Annotated in this window: 12 protein-coding genes; 6 read left to right on the forward strand and 6 right to left on the reverse strand. The window is 70.7% G+C overall.

Translation table 11 applies throughout. From position 1 onward, the window contains the following. Positions 1-126 precede the first annotated feature (126 nt). Both tal and tkt read right to left on the reverse strand, forming a co-directional pair. Entirely contained in the window at positions 127-1,245 is a 1,119-nt protein-coding gene (tal, locus tag ACZ4WH_RS12605) for a transaldolase (RefSeq protein ID WP_468179513.1), read from the reverse strand. 33 nt (positions 1,246-1,278) lie between these two features. Continuing rightward, the gene (tkt, locus tag ACZ4WH_RS12610; RefSeq protein WP_468179515.1) at positions 1,279-3,366 is read right to left on the reverse strand and encodes a transketolase; all 2,088 of its coding nucleotides are present in this window, start codon (positions 3,364-3,366) and stop codon (positions 1,279-1,281) included. A gap of 363 nt (positions 3,367-3,729) precedes the next feature. Between tkt and ACZ4WH_RS12615 the strand changes: the two genes are divergently transcribed. The 4 genes from ACZ4WH_RS12615 to ACZ4WH_RS12630 all read left to right on the forward strand — a co-directional run bounded on the left by ACZ4WH_RS12615 (position 3,730) and on the right by ACZ4WH_RS12630 (position 7,112). Next, complete coding sequence (locus tag ACZ4WH_RS12615) at positions 3,730-4,698, forward strand: heme o synthase (RefSeq protein WP_468179517.1); 969 nt, start codon at positions 3,730-3,732, stop codon at positions 4,696-4,698. 58 nt (positions 4,699-4,756) lie between these two features. Further along, entirely contained in the window at positions 4,757-5,077 is a 321-nt protein-coding gene (locus ACZ4WH_RS12620) for a hypothetical protein (protein ID WP_468179519.1), read from the forward strand. 172 nt (positions 5,078-5,249) lie between these two features. Then, a complete protein-coding gene (locus ACZ4WH_RS12625) occupies positions 5,250-6,356 on the forward strand; it encodes an amidohydrolase family protein (RefSeq protein ID WP_468179520.1) in 1,107 nt (368 codons plus the stop codon). 18 nt (positions 6,357-6,374) lie between these two features. Next, positions 6,375-7,112 carry a nucleotidyltransferase domain-containing protein gene (locus tag ACZ4WH_RS12630; RefSeq protein WP_468179522.1) on the forward strand — a complete coding sequence of 246 codons (738 nt, stop codon included), beginning with the start codon at positions 6,375-6,377 and terminating at the stop codon, positions 7,110-7,112. A 1-nt stretch (position 7,113) separates the two neighbouring features. Here ACZ4WH_RS12630 and ACZ4WH_RS12635 read toward each other — a convergent pair whose 3' ends face one another. The 4 genes from ACZ4WH_RS12635 to ACZ4WH_RS12650 are packed head-to-tail and all read right to left on the reverse strand — an operon-like array spanning position 7,114 to position 10,721. Further along, entirely contained in the window at positions 7,114-8,124 is a 1,011-nt protein-coding gene (locus ACZ4WH_RS12635) for a COX15/CtaA family protein (protein ID WP_468179524.1), read from the reverse strand. Positions 8,125-8,183: 59 nt separating this feature from the next. Further along, positions 8,184-8,900: an ABC transporter permease gene (locus ACZ4WH_RS12640; RefSeq protein WP_468179787.1), complete on the reverse strand. Its 717-nt coding sequence runs from the start codon at positions 8,898-8,900 to the stop codon at positions 8,184-8,186. 50 nt (positions 8,901-8,950) lie between these two features. After that, on the reverse strand, positions 8,951-9,874 hold the full coding sequence (locus tag ACZ4WH_RS12645; protein ID WP_468179526.1) for an ABC transporter ATP-binding protein: 924 nt from the start codon (positions 9,872-9,874) through the stop codon (positions 8,951-8,953). Between the two features lie 31 nt (positions 9,875-9,905). Further along, the gene (locus tag ACZ4WH_RS12650) at positions 9,906-10,721 is read right to left on the reverse strand and encodes an AAC(3) family N-acetyltransferase (RefSeq protein WP_468179528.1); all 816 of its coding nucleotides are present in this window, start codon (positions 10,719-10,721) and stop codon (positions 9,906-9,908) included. Positions 10,722-10,905: 184 nt separating this feature from the next. On the opposite strand from ACZ4WH_RS12650, the gene ACZ4WH_RS12655 reads away from it, so the two are divergent. Both ACZ4WH_RS12655 and sufB read left to right on the forward strand, forming a co-directional pair. Beyond that, a complete protein-coding gene (locus ACZ4WH_RS12655; protein ID WP_468179530.1) occupies positions 10,906-11,640 on the forward strand; it encodes a helix-turn-helix transcriptional regulator in 735 nt (244 codons plus the stop codon). Further along, the gene (sufB, locus tag ACZ4WH_RS12660) at positions 11,637-13,058 is read left to right on the forward strand and encodes a Fe-S cluster assembly protein SufB (RefSeq protein WP_014671980.1); all 1,422 of its coding nucleotides are present in this window, start codon (positions 11,637-11,639) and stop codon (positions 13,056-13,058) included. Before ACZ4WH_RS12655 ends, sufB begins: the two co-directional genes overlap by 4 nt. The last annotated feature ends 15 nt before the right edge of the window (positions 13,059-13,073 follow it).

Genomic DNA, 13,073 nt, shown 5'->3' on the forward strand with positions numbered 1-13,073 from the left:
TTCTTGCGCGACAGGTCGCCCGTGACGCCGAAGATGACCAGGCCCGACGGCCCCGCGATACGCGGGAGCCGTCGGTCGGCCGGGTCACGAAGCGGGTTCGCTCCGGAACCGGAAACGGGTGACAACTCAGCCCTCCGAAGGGGCGAGGCGCTCAAGCTCCGCCTGGGTGGACTTCAGCAGGTCGGTCCAGGACGCCTCGAACTTCTCGACGCCCTCGTCCTCCAGCACCTGCACGACGTCGTCGTACGAGATGCCGAGCTTCTCCAGCGCGTCGAGGTCGGCGCGCGCCTGCTCGTAGGTGCCGGCGATCGTGTTGCCGGTGATCTCGCCCTGGTCCTCCGTGACCTCCAGCGTGGCCTCCGGCATGGTGTTGACCGTGTTCGGCGCGACCAGCTCGGTGACGTACAGGGTGGCCGGGTAGGCCGGGTCCTTCACACCGGTCGACGCCCACAGCGGACGCTGCTTGTTGGCGCCCGCGCTCTCCAGCGCGTTCCACCGGTCGGAGGAGAAGACCTCCTCGTACGCCTGGTAGGCGAGACGCGCGTTGGCGACGGCGGCCTTGCCGCGCAGCGCCTTGGCCTCGTCGGTGCCGATGCCGTCCAGCCGCTTGTCGATCTCGGTGTCCACGCGGGACACGAAGAAGGACGCCACCGAGTGGATCTTGGACAGGTCCAGGCCGCGCTCCTTCGCCTTCTCCAGGCCGGTCAGGTAGGCGTCCATGACCGCGCGGTAGCGCTCCAGGGAGAAGATCAGCGTGACGTTGACGCTGATGCCGAGGCCGATCGTCTCGGCGATCGCCGGCAGACCCGCCTGGGTGGCCGGGATCTTGATCAGGGTGTTGGGGCGGTCCACCAGCCAGGCCAGCTGCTTGGCCTCGGCGACGGTCGCCTTGGTGTTGTGCGCGAGCCGCGGGTCGACCTCGATGGAGACCCGGCCGTCCTGGCCGTTCGTCGCGTCGAAGACCGGCCGCAGGATGTCGGCGGCGTCGCGGACGTCCGCCGTCGTGATCATGCGGATGGCCTCTTCGACGGTGACCTTGCGGGCGGCGAGGTCCGACAGCTGCTGGTCGTAGCCGTCGCCCTGGGAGATCGCCTTCTGGAAGATCGTCGGGTTGGTGGTGACGCCCACGACGTGCTGCTGGTCGATCAGCTCGGCGAGGTTGCCGGACGTGATCCGCTTGCGCGACAGGTCGTCCAGCCAGATCGCGACGCCCTCCTCGGAGAGGCGCTTGAGTGCGTCTGTCATGGAATTACATCTCCTACGTGTCGTATATGAGCGTCAGCGCTGAGCGTCGGCGAGGGATTCCCGCGCCTTCGCGGCCACGTTCTCCGCGGTGAAGCCGAACTCCCGGAAGAGCACCTTGCCGTCGGCGGAGGCACCGAAGTGCTCCAGGGAAACGATGCGGCCGGCGTCCCCCACGTACTTGTGCCAGGTCAGGCCGATGCCCGCCTCCACGGAGACGCGGGCCTTCACGGACGGCGGCAGCACGGAGTCCCGGTACCCCTGGTCCTGCTGCTCGAACCACTCCACGGACGGCATCGAGACGACGCGCGTGGGCACGCCCTCGGCCTGGAGCTGCTCGCGCGCCTCGACGGCGACGTGCACCTCGGAACCGGTGGCGATCAGGATGACCTGCGGCTCGCCGCCTTCGGCCTCGAACAGCACGTAGCCGCCCTTGGCCGCGTCCTCGTTCGGCTCGTACACCGGCACGCCCTGGCGGGTGAGCGCGAGGCCGTGCGGCTGGCCCTTGCCGAACTCCTTGGTCCAGCGCCGGAGGATCTCGCGCCAGGCGATGGCGGTCTCGTTGGCGTCCGCCGGGCGCACGATGTTCAGACCCGGGATCGCGCGCAGCGAGGCCAGGTGCTCGACCGGCTGGTGGGTGGGGCCGTCCTCGCCGAGGCCGATGGAGTCGTGCGTCCACACGAACGTCACCGGCAGGTGCATCAGGGCCGACAGGCGCACGGCGTTGCGCATGTAGTCGGAGAAGACGAGGAAGGTGCCGCCGTAGACACGGGTGTTGCCGTGCAGCGTGATGCCGTTCAGCTCCGCGCCCATGGAGTGCTCGCGGATGCCGAAGTGGATCGTGCGGCCGTACGGGTTGGCCTCCGGCAGCGGGTTGCCCTCGGGCAGGAAGGAGCTGTCCTTGTCGATGGTGGTGTTGTTCGACCCGGCGAGGTCGGCGGAGCCGCCCCACAGCTCGGGGATCACCGCGCCGAGCGCCTGGAGCACCTTGCCGGACGCGGCACGCGTCGCGACGCCCTTGCCGGGCTCGAAGACCGGGAGCTTCTCCTCCCAGCCGGTGGGCAGCTCGCCCTTGCTGATCCGGTCGAACTCGGCGGCCCGCTCCGGGTTGGCCTCCCGCCACTCCTGGAGGGACTTCTCCCACTCGGACTTCGCCTGGGCACCGCGCTCCAGCGCCTTGCGGGTGTGGGCGATGACCTCGTCGGCGACCTCGAACGACTTCTCCGGGTCGAAGCCGAGGACGCGCTTGGTGGCCGCGACCTCGTCCTCGCCCAGCGCCGAGCCGTGCGCGGCCTCGGTGTTCTGCGCGTTCGGGGCCGGCCAGGCGATGATGGAGCGCATCGCGATGAAGGACGGCCTGTCGGTGACCTTCTTGGCCTCCTGGATCGCGGCGAAGATCGCCTGCGGGTCCAGGTCGCCGTTCTCCTTGGCCTCCACGCGCTGCACGTGCCAGCCGTAGGCCTCGTAGCGCTTGACGGTGTCCTCGGAGACGGCCGTCTCGGTGTCGCCCTCGATCGAGATGTGGTTGTCGTCCCACAGCAGGATCAGGTTGCCGAGCTTCTGGTGGCCGGCCAGCGAGGACGCCTCGGCGGAGATGCCCTCCTGGAGGCAGCCGTCACCGGCGATGCAGTAGACGAAGTGGTCGAAGGGGGACTCGCCGGCCGGGGCCTCCGGGTCGAACAGACCGCGCTCGTAGCGGGCGGCCATCGCCATTCCCACCGCGTTGGCGACACCCTGGCCCAGCGGGCCCGTGGTGGTCTCGACGCCCTTGGTGTGCCCGTACTCCGGGTGACCGGGGGTCTTGGAACCCCACGTCCTGAACGACTTCAGATCGTCCAGCTCCAGGCCGAAGCCGGCCAGGTAGAGCTGGGTGTAGAGGGTCAGGGACGAGTGTCCGGCGGACAGCACGAAGCGGTCGCGGCCGACCCACTCCGGATCCGCCGGGTCGTGCCGCATCACCTTCTGGAAGAGGGTGTAGGCGGCCGGGGCCAGGCTCATCGCCGTACCGGGATGGCCGTTGCCGACCTTCTGTACGGCGTCTGCGGCCAGGACACGGGCGGTGTCCACGGCCCGCTGGTCCAGCTCGGTCCACTCAAGGTCTGTGGTGGTCGGCTTGGTGCTCACCCTGGGTCAGGGCTCCTCTCCACATGTCGGTCGCCGGTCGTCGGGGCATGCGCCCACCCGGCCGCCGGCGTGCTTGTCGCCCGCCGGCCGCTGTCGAGCCTACCCCCGTAAGGACGTGCGTTTTTTCGAGTGTTTCCAGACTGCCGGGAGTCCGCGCGATCCGCCTCCCGACTGGCCGGGAACGGCATTTGGCACATGAATACGGAGCCGGTCATCTGAGCGCTCAATCGAGTGCCGGGACCCCTCTTATGGGGCGTGCGTCAACACGACCCCACCCCCGCGAAGGGCGGGGTATGGGCAACGTCTAAAGTGGCGTGGTACGCGCGAGCCTTTACCGGGACTTCATACGGGGGGCTTGCTGGGATGTCTCTGTCAGGGGTGTGCGTGACGGCCGTTGAATCCCGTCCTGCGGGGGTTATCGGGACGAGCCAGAGCCCGAGTCACCGGCCGTTCGGGGCCCGTGTCAAGGCGTTCGTGGCGCTGACCAAGCCGCGGATCATCGAGCTGCTGCTCATCACCACCGTTCCGGTGATGTTCCTGGCGCAGCAGGGCGTGCCCGACCTCACGCTGGTCCTGCTCACCTGCGTCGGCGGTTATCTGTCGGCGGGCGGCGCCAACGCGCTGAACATGTACATCGACCGGGACATCGACGCCCTGATGGACCGCACCTCGCAGCGGCCCCTGGTGACCGGCATGGTCAGCCCGGCCGAGTGCCTGGTCTTCGGCATCGCCCTCGCGGTCGTCTCGACGCTGCTGTTCGGCTTCACCGTCAACTGGCTGAGCGCCTGGCTCTCGCTCGGAGCGCTCCTCTTCTACGTCGTCGTCTACACGATGATCCTCAAACGACGTACGTCGCAGAACATCGTGTGGGGCGGCATCGCGGGTTGCATGCCCGTGCTCATCGGCTGGTCGGCCGTGACGAACTCGCTCTCCTGGGCGCCGGTCATCCTGTTCATGGTGATCTTCTTCTGGACCCCGCCGCACTACTGGCCGCTGTCCATGAAGGTGAAGGACGACTACGCGCGCGTGGGCGTGCCGATGCTGCCGGTCATCGCCTCCAACAAGGTCGTGGCCCGGCAGATCGTCATCTACAGCTGGGTCATGGTCGCCGTCTCCCTGCTCCTGACCCCTCTCGGCTACACCGGTTGGTTCTACACGGCCGTCGCGCTGGCCGCCGGCGGATGGTGGCTGTGGGAGGCGCACGGGTTGCAGAACCGGGCCAAGGCCGAGGTGACGGGCGCGAAGCTGAAGGAGATGCGGCTGTTCCACTGGTCGATCACCTATGTGTCGCTGCTGTTCGTGGCGATCGCGGTGGACCCGTTCCTGCGCTGACGAACGTCACAGAGCCCTGATCTCGCCAGCTGATCTACTCGCCGGTAGCATCCTGGCCATGGCAGACACGCAGCAGGTTGACGCGAGGGCCGAGCGCAAGGTGGCCAAGCTCGCCCGGGAGATCAGCGCCTTCGCCAAGGCCCACGGCGGCGCCGAGGGCCAGGTGGCCTACATCGGCGAACGCGGCGCCCGCATCGTCCTCGTCGGCGAGGACGGCGGCTGGGGCGACCTGGTGGCCCCGACCTACGAGATCGCCGAGAAGGCCGTCGAGAAGGCGGGCATCACGGTCCACGAGTCCTTCGACGGCGAGTTCGCGGCGAAGGTGACGACAGGATCGTACGAGTGGAAGCGGATGGCCGGCATTCAGGTGGGCGGCTGAGCAGCGCCCCGAAGGGGGCGCGGGCTGTATCCACATGCGGCTCGGCCGCATGGGCGCGGCCGGCCACATACGGTCTGAAGTCGCCAAATTACCCGCAGCTCCGAGCTCATCCGCGACCTCGGGCCCCGTTCACCCGTTAGCCGGTCAAGCCAGCGCACGCGGGGAGACCGGGATGATCGAGACGCCGTCCCTCGTGGACCAGTACTGCCACGGCGTACTGCGGACGGAACTGGGCCTCGGCACCTTCGAGGCCCAGCTGGCCCGCACCGAGGGACCCCCGGCCCCGGGCACCACCCTCTTCGACACCCAGACCGGCTTCGCCGTACGGCGCTGGTGCCCACCCCTGCTCGGCCTCGAACCGCACTGCCCGCCCGCCCGCTATCTGGCCCGGCGCCGCGAACTGGGCGTCCTGGAGTCGGGCCGCCGGCTGCTGCGCGGCAGCGGTATCACGACGTACCTGGTCGACACGGGGTTGCCCGGCGACCTCACCGGCCCCGCCGAACTGGCCTCCGCGGCGTCGGCCCAGGCCCGCGAGATCATCCGGCTCGAACCGCTCGCGGAGCAGGTCGCCGACACCTCCGGCACCGTCGAGTCCTTCCTCGCCAACCTCGCCGAGTCGGTGCACGGAGCCGCGGCCACCGCCGTCGCCTTCACCTCCGTCGCGGGCCTGAGACACGGCCTGGCCCTCGCGCCCGAGCCGCCGGGACCGGGGGAGGTGCGGGGCGCGGCGGGCCGCTGGCTGGCCGGACGGCGCGTCGGCGGCGCGCTCACCGACCCCGTCCTGCTCCGGCACCTGCTGTGGATCGCGGTCGCCTCGGGCCTGCCCCTGCAACTGCACGCGGGTCTCGGCGAGCCCGGCTCCCGCATCGACCGCACGGACCCGGTGCTGCTCACCGACTTCGTCCGGGCCACCGCCGGCCTCGGCACCGACCTGATCCTGCTGCACGGCTATCCGTACCACCGCCACGCCGCCCACCTGGCCGGTGTCTTCCCGCACGTCTACGCCGACTCGGGCGCCGCGCTCGTCCGCACCGGCGCCCGGGCGGCCACGGTGCTCGCCGAGATCCTGGAGCTGGCCCCCTTCGGCAAGATCCTCTTCTCCAGCGGCGCGCAGGGCCTGCCGGAGCTGCATGTCGTCGGCGCCCGCCTCTTCCGGGAGGCACTCGGCCGGGTGCTGGGCACCTGGGTCGCCGAGGGCGCGTGGTCCCTGGAGGACGCCCAGCGGGTGGCGAAGCTGATCGCGGCGGACAACGCGCGACGGGTGTACGGGCTCGGGTGAGGCGCCCAGACTGAGCGGATGACGACCGCGTCCCTGCTCGACGGGTTCCTGCACGCACTGCTGCCCTCGCGGCCCCGCGCCGTCTGGGCGCACGGCTCACTGGCCGGCGGTGACTACCAGGAGGGCCGCAGCGACCTCGACCTGATCGCCGTGCTGCCGGGTCCGCTGGACCGGGGGACCGTACGACGGCTCGTGGCGCTGCACCGCAGGCTGCGGAGGGAACCGCTCGCGGCCAGGCTCCATTGCAGCTACCTCACGCCGGCCGGCCTGCACGACGTGGACCGCTCGCACCTCACCTGGGCGCACGGACGGGTGATGCGCCGGCCGGTCACCCCTGTCACCCGGCGCGAGCTGCACGCCTTCGGGCGCGTGCTGCACGGTGAGGCCCCGGCCGCCCTGCTCCCGCCGGTACCGGACCGGCAGCTGGCCGACTTCGTCGTACGCGACCAGCGCGACTTCTGGCGGCCGGCGGTGGACAGGGCCCGGCTGTGGCGGCAGGACGTCTGGGTCGACCTCGGCCTGCTGACCTTCGCCCGGGCCACGGTGACCCTGCGCGACGGCCGCCTGATCTCCAAGCGGGAGGCCCTGACCGAGCTTCCGGCGCTGGGTGCCCCGGCGGAGGTCGTCGAGGACATCACCCGCCGCCGGTACGGCACCCCGGCCCCCGCCGCAACCGACTGGCTCACCCGGCGGGCCGGGCTGACCCGGACCTGTCTGGGGCCGGCGATCGATGCCCTCGTCACCACGTACGGGTGACTCACGCGCGTGTGCCGACCGGCACCTCGGCCGCCGGGCCCGGCAGGTCCAGGGTGGCTTCCGGGCGCTCGCGCAGCGACAGCAGGACGCGCAGGGTGGCGATCCAGATCAGGCACGAGCCGAGCATGTGCAGGGCGACCAGGACCTCGGGCAGGTGCGTGAAGTACTGCACGTAACCGATCACGCCCTGCGCCAGCAGCACGACGAACAGCTCACGCGTCCGGGCCAGGGGGCCCTTCGGCGCGTCGACCGCCTTCAGGACGAACCACAGGGCGAAGGTCAGCGTCACCACGATCCAGGCGAGTACCGCGTGCAGCTTGGCGACCGTCTCCCAGTCGATCGGGATGCGGTCGACCTCGCTGGAGTCGCCGGCGTGCGGCCCGGCCCCGGTCACCACCGTGCCGACCGCGATGAGCAGCACGGACGCCAGCACCAGGAACCACACCAGCTGCTGCACCGCCGTGCCGACCAGCGGACGCGGCGCCGCGTCGCCCTCCCGCGCGCGCTGCCACATCACCGTGGCGATGGCGATCAGCGCGGTGGAGAGCAGGAAGTGCGCGGCGACGGTGTACGGGTTCAGGCCGACCAGGACGACGATGCCGCCGAGCACGGCGTTGCCCATGACCACCCAGAACTGGGCCCAGCCCAGCCGGGTCAGGCCGCGCCGCCACGGCTTCTGGGCCCGGGCGGCGATGATCGCCCAGCCGACGGCCGCGCACAGCACGTACGTCAGCATGCGGTTGCCGAACTCGATGACCCCGTGGAAGCCCATGGCCCGGGTGGTGGTCAGGGAGTCGTCGGTGCAGGTGGGCCAGGTCGGGCAGCCGAGACCCGAGCCGGTCAGGCGGACGGCGCCGCCGGTCACGACGATGACCACCGACATCACGAGCGCGGCGAGCGCCGCCCGCCGGACGGTCCGGGGGTCCGGGGTCCAGCGGTCGGCGATGAAGGCGAGCGGGTTGCGCAGGGCGGCTTCGGCGTCGGCGCGGTTCAGCTTTGGCACGCGCACCATCGTAGGCCGCCGCTTGTGCACGCGTTCACGAGGGGCACCCCCGACGCGTGCGGCATGGGTCACTCCCAGCGGAAGAACGTGCCCGCCGCCGCCAGTCCGGCCACCGCCCAGACCGCGAGGACGCCCAGGTCGCCCCAGGGCATACCGGCGCCGTGCTGGAGCACGTCCCGCAGGCCGTCCGACAGGGCGGAGATCGGCAGCAGGCCGAGCAGTTGTTCACCCGTCGGGCCGAACTTCTCCAGCGGCACGACGACCCCGCCGCCGACGAGCAGCAGCAGGAAGACCAGGTTGGCGGCGGCCAGCGTCGCCTCCGCCTTCAGCGTGCCCGCCATCAGCAGGCCGAGCCCGGAGAAGGCGGCGGTGCCCACGACGAGCAGCAGCAGGACCGCGGCGGGGTTGCCGTGCGGCGACCAGCCCAGCGCGAAGGCGATGACGGTCAGCAGGACGACCTGGAGGACCTCCGTGACCAGTACGGACGCCGTTTTGGCGGTCATCAGGGCCCAGCGGGGCAGCGGCGAGGAGGCGAGCCGCTTCAGGACGCCGTAGCGGCGCTCGAAGCCGGTGGCGATGGCCTGGCCGGTGAAGGCGGTCGACATCACGGCCAGGGCCAGGATGCCGGGTGCGAGGAAGTCGACCGCCTCGCCCTTGCCGGTGTCGACGATGTCGACCGAGCTGAAGAGCACCAGCAGCAGGGTCGGGATGACGACCGTCAGCAGCAGCTGCTCGCCGTTGCGCAGCAGCATCTTCGTCTCCAGTGCCGCCTGCGCCGCGATCATGCGGGGGAGCGGGGCGGCTCCGGGCTTCGGGGTGTACGTACCCGCCGTGGTCACGAGCGCAGCTCCTTACCGGTCAGCTCGAGAAAGACGTCCTCCAGCGTGTGCCGCTCCACCGAGATCCGGTCGGGCATCACCCCGTGCTGGGCGCACCAGGACGTCACCGTGGCCAGCAGCTGGGGGTCGACCTTGCCGACGACCCGGTAGCTGCCCGGGGTCAGCTCGGCGGCCGTGCAGTCGGCCGGGAGCGCCTTGAGCAGGGAGCCGACGTCGAGGCCGGGGCGGCCGGTGAAGCGCAGGGTGTTCTCGGCGCCGCCCTTGCACAGCTCCTCCGGGGAGCCCTGGGCGATGACCCGGCCGCCGTCGATGATCGCGACGTCGTCGGCGAGCTGCTCGGCCTCGTCCATGTGGTGCGTGGTGAGGATCACCGAGACGCCGTCGGCGCGCAGGTCCCTCACCAGGTCCCAGGTGGCGCGGCGGGCCTGCGGGTCCAGGCCGGCGGTCGGCTCGTCCAGGAACACCAGCTCCGGGCGGCCCACGACGGCCATGGCGAGGGCGAGCCGCTGCTGCTGGCCGCCGGACAGCCGGCGGTAGCCGGTCCGACCGCAGGAGCCGAGGCCGAGGCGTTCGACGAGGGCGTCGACGTCCAGCGGGTGCGCGTGCAGTTTCGCCATGTGGCGCAGCATCTCCTCCGCCCTGGCGCCGGAGTACACGCCTCCGGACTGGAGCATCACGCCGATGCGGGGGCGCAGCTCGGCGGACTGCCGTACCGGGTCGAGGCCCAGGACACGCACCGTGCCGGAATCCGGCTTCCGGTACCCCTCGCAGGTCTCGACCGTGGTCGTCTTCCCCGCCCCGTTGGGGCCGAGTACGGCGGTCACGCCCGGCTGGGCCACCAGGTCGAGGCCGTCCACCGCGGTCTTCGCGCCGTACCGCTTCACCAAGGCTTGGACCTGGACCACCGGCTCACTTCGCATGGGTCCAGAGTCTAGGTACGCCGCCCGGCCCTCAGGCGTGGGGGTGGCGGAAGCCCTCCTCACGGGGCCGGTGCAGCGGCAGCCACCGTTCGGCGTAGGCGACCGCGTCCGCCACCGGGAACAGCCGGACGTCCGCCGCGCCCACCGTTCCCCGCACGACCGGCCGGTCCCGCTCGAAGTCGTGGCCCAGCTCGTCGAACCGGTCTGAGGTGATCGAGACCTCGATCACCGTCTCCCAGCCGCCGCCGGGAGCGGGCCGGCCGACCTCCACGCGGGGCGCGGGTATCCGGTACTCGGCGAGGTGGAAGGCGGTGCAGGAGTCGTAGCCCGCACCGAGCAGCAGGACCCGGGCGCCCAGCTTCTCCAGCCGGGCGAGGGGGCTCAGCTCGCCGAGCCGGCAGTCGGGGGCGTGGCCTTCGGTGATCTCCCGCGCGCGGGGGCCGACGGCGGCGAAGGAGGTCTGCGGGTGGGCGCTGCGCAGGGCACCCGGCCATGTGCGCACGGTCTCCGGGATGACGCCGACGCCGAGGGAGGGGGTGATCAGCGGGTCGTACGGCGGCATGGTGGCGCGGATACGGTCCCACCACTCCTCGGGCACCGGCGGATTCGCCCAGACGGCCGGATCGGACTGACCGCCCGTCTGGGTGGGGACGACGAGTGTCCCCGACGGGCCGAGCGCGTCCAGGAGCCCCTGGACGACCGCGACCGCGCCTCCGTTCACCCAGCCGAGGGAGCTGAGCGAGGAGTGCGCGAGGAGGGTCTCACCGGTCTCGACACCGAGCAGTCTCAGCTGTGCGGCGATGCCGTCCCGGGTGACAAGAGGGCCGGTCGGAGGGGGTGTGGGCATGGTTCGGGAGTCTCGCGGACGGGCGCGCCGGGCGCCACCGGATTCCCCCTGCCGACTGCGGCGGGTGATCGATCAGATGATCGTTCCCGCAGGTCGGATTAGGTAGGCCTAAGTGACGCAGGGCACCGGCCGGTGATCCGGACCGCGCTTGTCAGGCGCCGCGGAATTACGCAACAATGGCGTTGTGAAAAACGTCGGCGAGGCTCGGGAGACCCCCACGGGGGCCCCTCAGGAGGAGCTAGCGACCGGTGAGCGCTCGACGCGCAACCGGGTCGCGCGGTCCATCCTGGACCACGGGCCGTCGACCGTCGCCGAACTCGCCGGTCGGCTGGGACTGACCCAGGCGGCCGTCCGGCGTCACCTGGACGCGCTGGCCGCCGACGACGTCGTCGAGGCCCGCGAGCAGCGGGTGTACGGCACGCGCACGCGTGGCCGCCCCGCGAAGGTCTTCGCGCTCACCGACTGCGGCCGGGACGCCTTCGACCAGTCCTACGACAAGCTCGCCGCGGACGCGCTCCGCTGGATCGCCGAGCAGGGGGGCGGCCCGGAGGCGGTCGCCGCCTTCGCCCGCGCCCGGATCACCGCCCAGGCGAGCGCGTACCGCGAGGCGATCGAGGCCGTGACCCCCGACAAGCGCGCCGAAGCGCTGGCCAAGGCCTTGAGCGTCGACGGGTACGCTGCTACGGCGCGCAGCGCACCGGTCGGCGAGCAGCTCTGCCAGCACCACTGCCCGGTCGCCCACGTCGCGGAACAGTTCCCGCAGCTGTGCGAGGCGGAGACGGAGATCTTCGCGGAGCTGCTGGGCACCCACGTCCAACGACTGGCGACCATCGCGCACGGCGACGGCGTCTGCACGACGTTCATCCCCAAGATTTCCACTGACGCACCTGCAAGCACGGCCGGGAGGAACCCCGCATGACTCTCCCCACGGAGACTGCCCACCCTGAGCTCGAGGGCCTGGGCAAGTACGAATACGGCTGGGCCGACTCCGACGTGGCCGGTGCCTCCGCCAGGCGCGGCCTCAACGAGGACGTCGTCCGCGACATCTCGGGCAAGAAGTCCGAGCCGGAGTGGATGACCAAGCTGCGGCTGAAGGGCCTGAAGCTCTTCGAGAAGAAGCCGATGCCGAACTGGGGCTCGGACCTCTCGGGCATCGACTTCGACAACATCAAGTACTTCGTGCGCTCCACGGAGAAGCAGGCGGAGTCCTGGGAGGACCTGCCCGAGGACATCAAGAACACCTACGACAAGCTGGGCATCCCGGAGGCCGAGAAGCAGCGCCTCGTCGCCGGTGTCGCCGCCCAGTACGAGTCCGAGGTCGTCTACCACCAGATCCGCGAGGACCTGGAGGAGCAGGGCGTCATCTTCCTCGACACCGACACCGCGCTGAAGGAGCACCCGGAGCTCTTCAAGGAGTACTTCGGGACCGTCATCCCCGCCGGTGACAACAAGTTCGCCGCGCTGAACACCGCCGTGTGGTCCGGCGGCTCCTTCATCTACGTGCCGAAGGGCGTGCACGTGGAGATCCCGCTCCAGGCCTACTTCCGCATCAACACGGAGAACATGGGCCAGTTCGAGCGGACCCTGATCATCGTCGACGAGGGTGCCTACGTGCACTACGTCGAGGGCTGCACCGCGCCGATCTACAAGTCGGACTCGCTGCACTCCGCGGTCGTCGAGATCATCGTGAAGAAGAACGCCCGCTGCCGCTACACGACCATCCAGAACTGGTCGAACAACGTCTACAACCTGGTCACCAAGCGCGCCGTGGCCTACGAGGGCGCGACCATGGAGTGGATCGACGGCAACATCGGCTCCAAGGTGACGATGAAGTACCCGGCCGTCTACCTGATGGGCGAGCACGCCAAGGGCGAGACCCTGTCCATCGCCTTCGCGGGCGAGGGTCAGCACCAGGACGCGGGCGCCAAGATGGTCCACATGGCGCCGAACACGTCGTCCAACATCGTCTCGAAGTCGGTGGCGCGCGGCGGCGGTCGTACGTCCTACCGCGGTCTGATCGAGATCGGCGAGGGCGCCGCCGGGTCGAAGTCGAACGTGCTCTGCGACGCGCTGCTGGTCGACACGATCTCCCGGTCGGACACGTACCCGTACGTCGACGTCCGCGAGGACGACGTGTCCATGGGCCACGAGGCCACCGTCTCCAAGGTCTCCGAGGACCAGCTCTTCTACCTGATGAGCCGCGGCCTCTCCGAGGACGAGGCCATGGCGATGATCGTGCGCGGCTTCGTCGAGCCGATCGCCAAGGAACTGCCGATGGAGTACGCGCTGGAGCTCAACCGGCTGATCGAGCTGCAGATGGAGGGCGCGGTCGGTTAATCACCGGTCCGCACT

This window comes from Streptomyces sp. NPDC029138 (assembly GCF_055564375.1).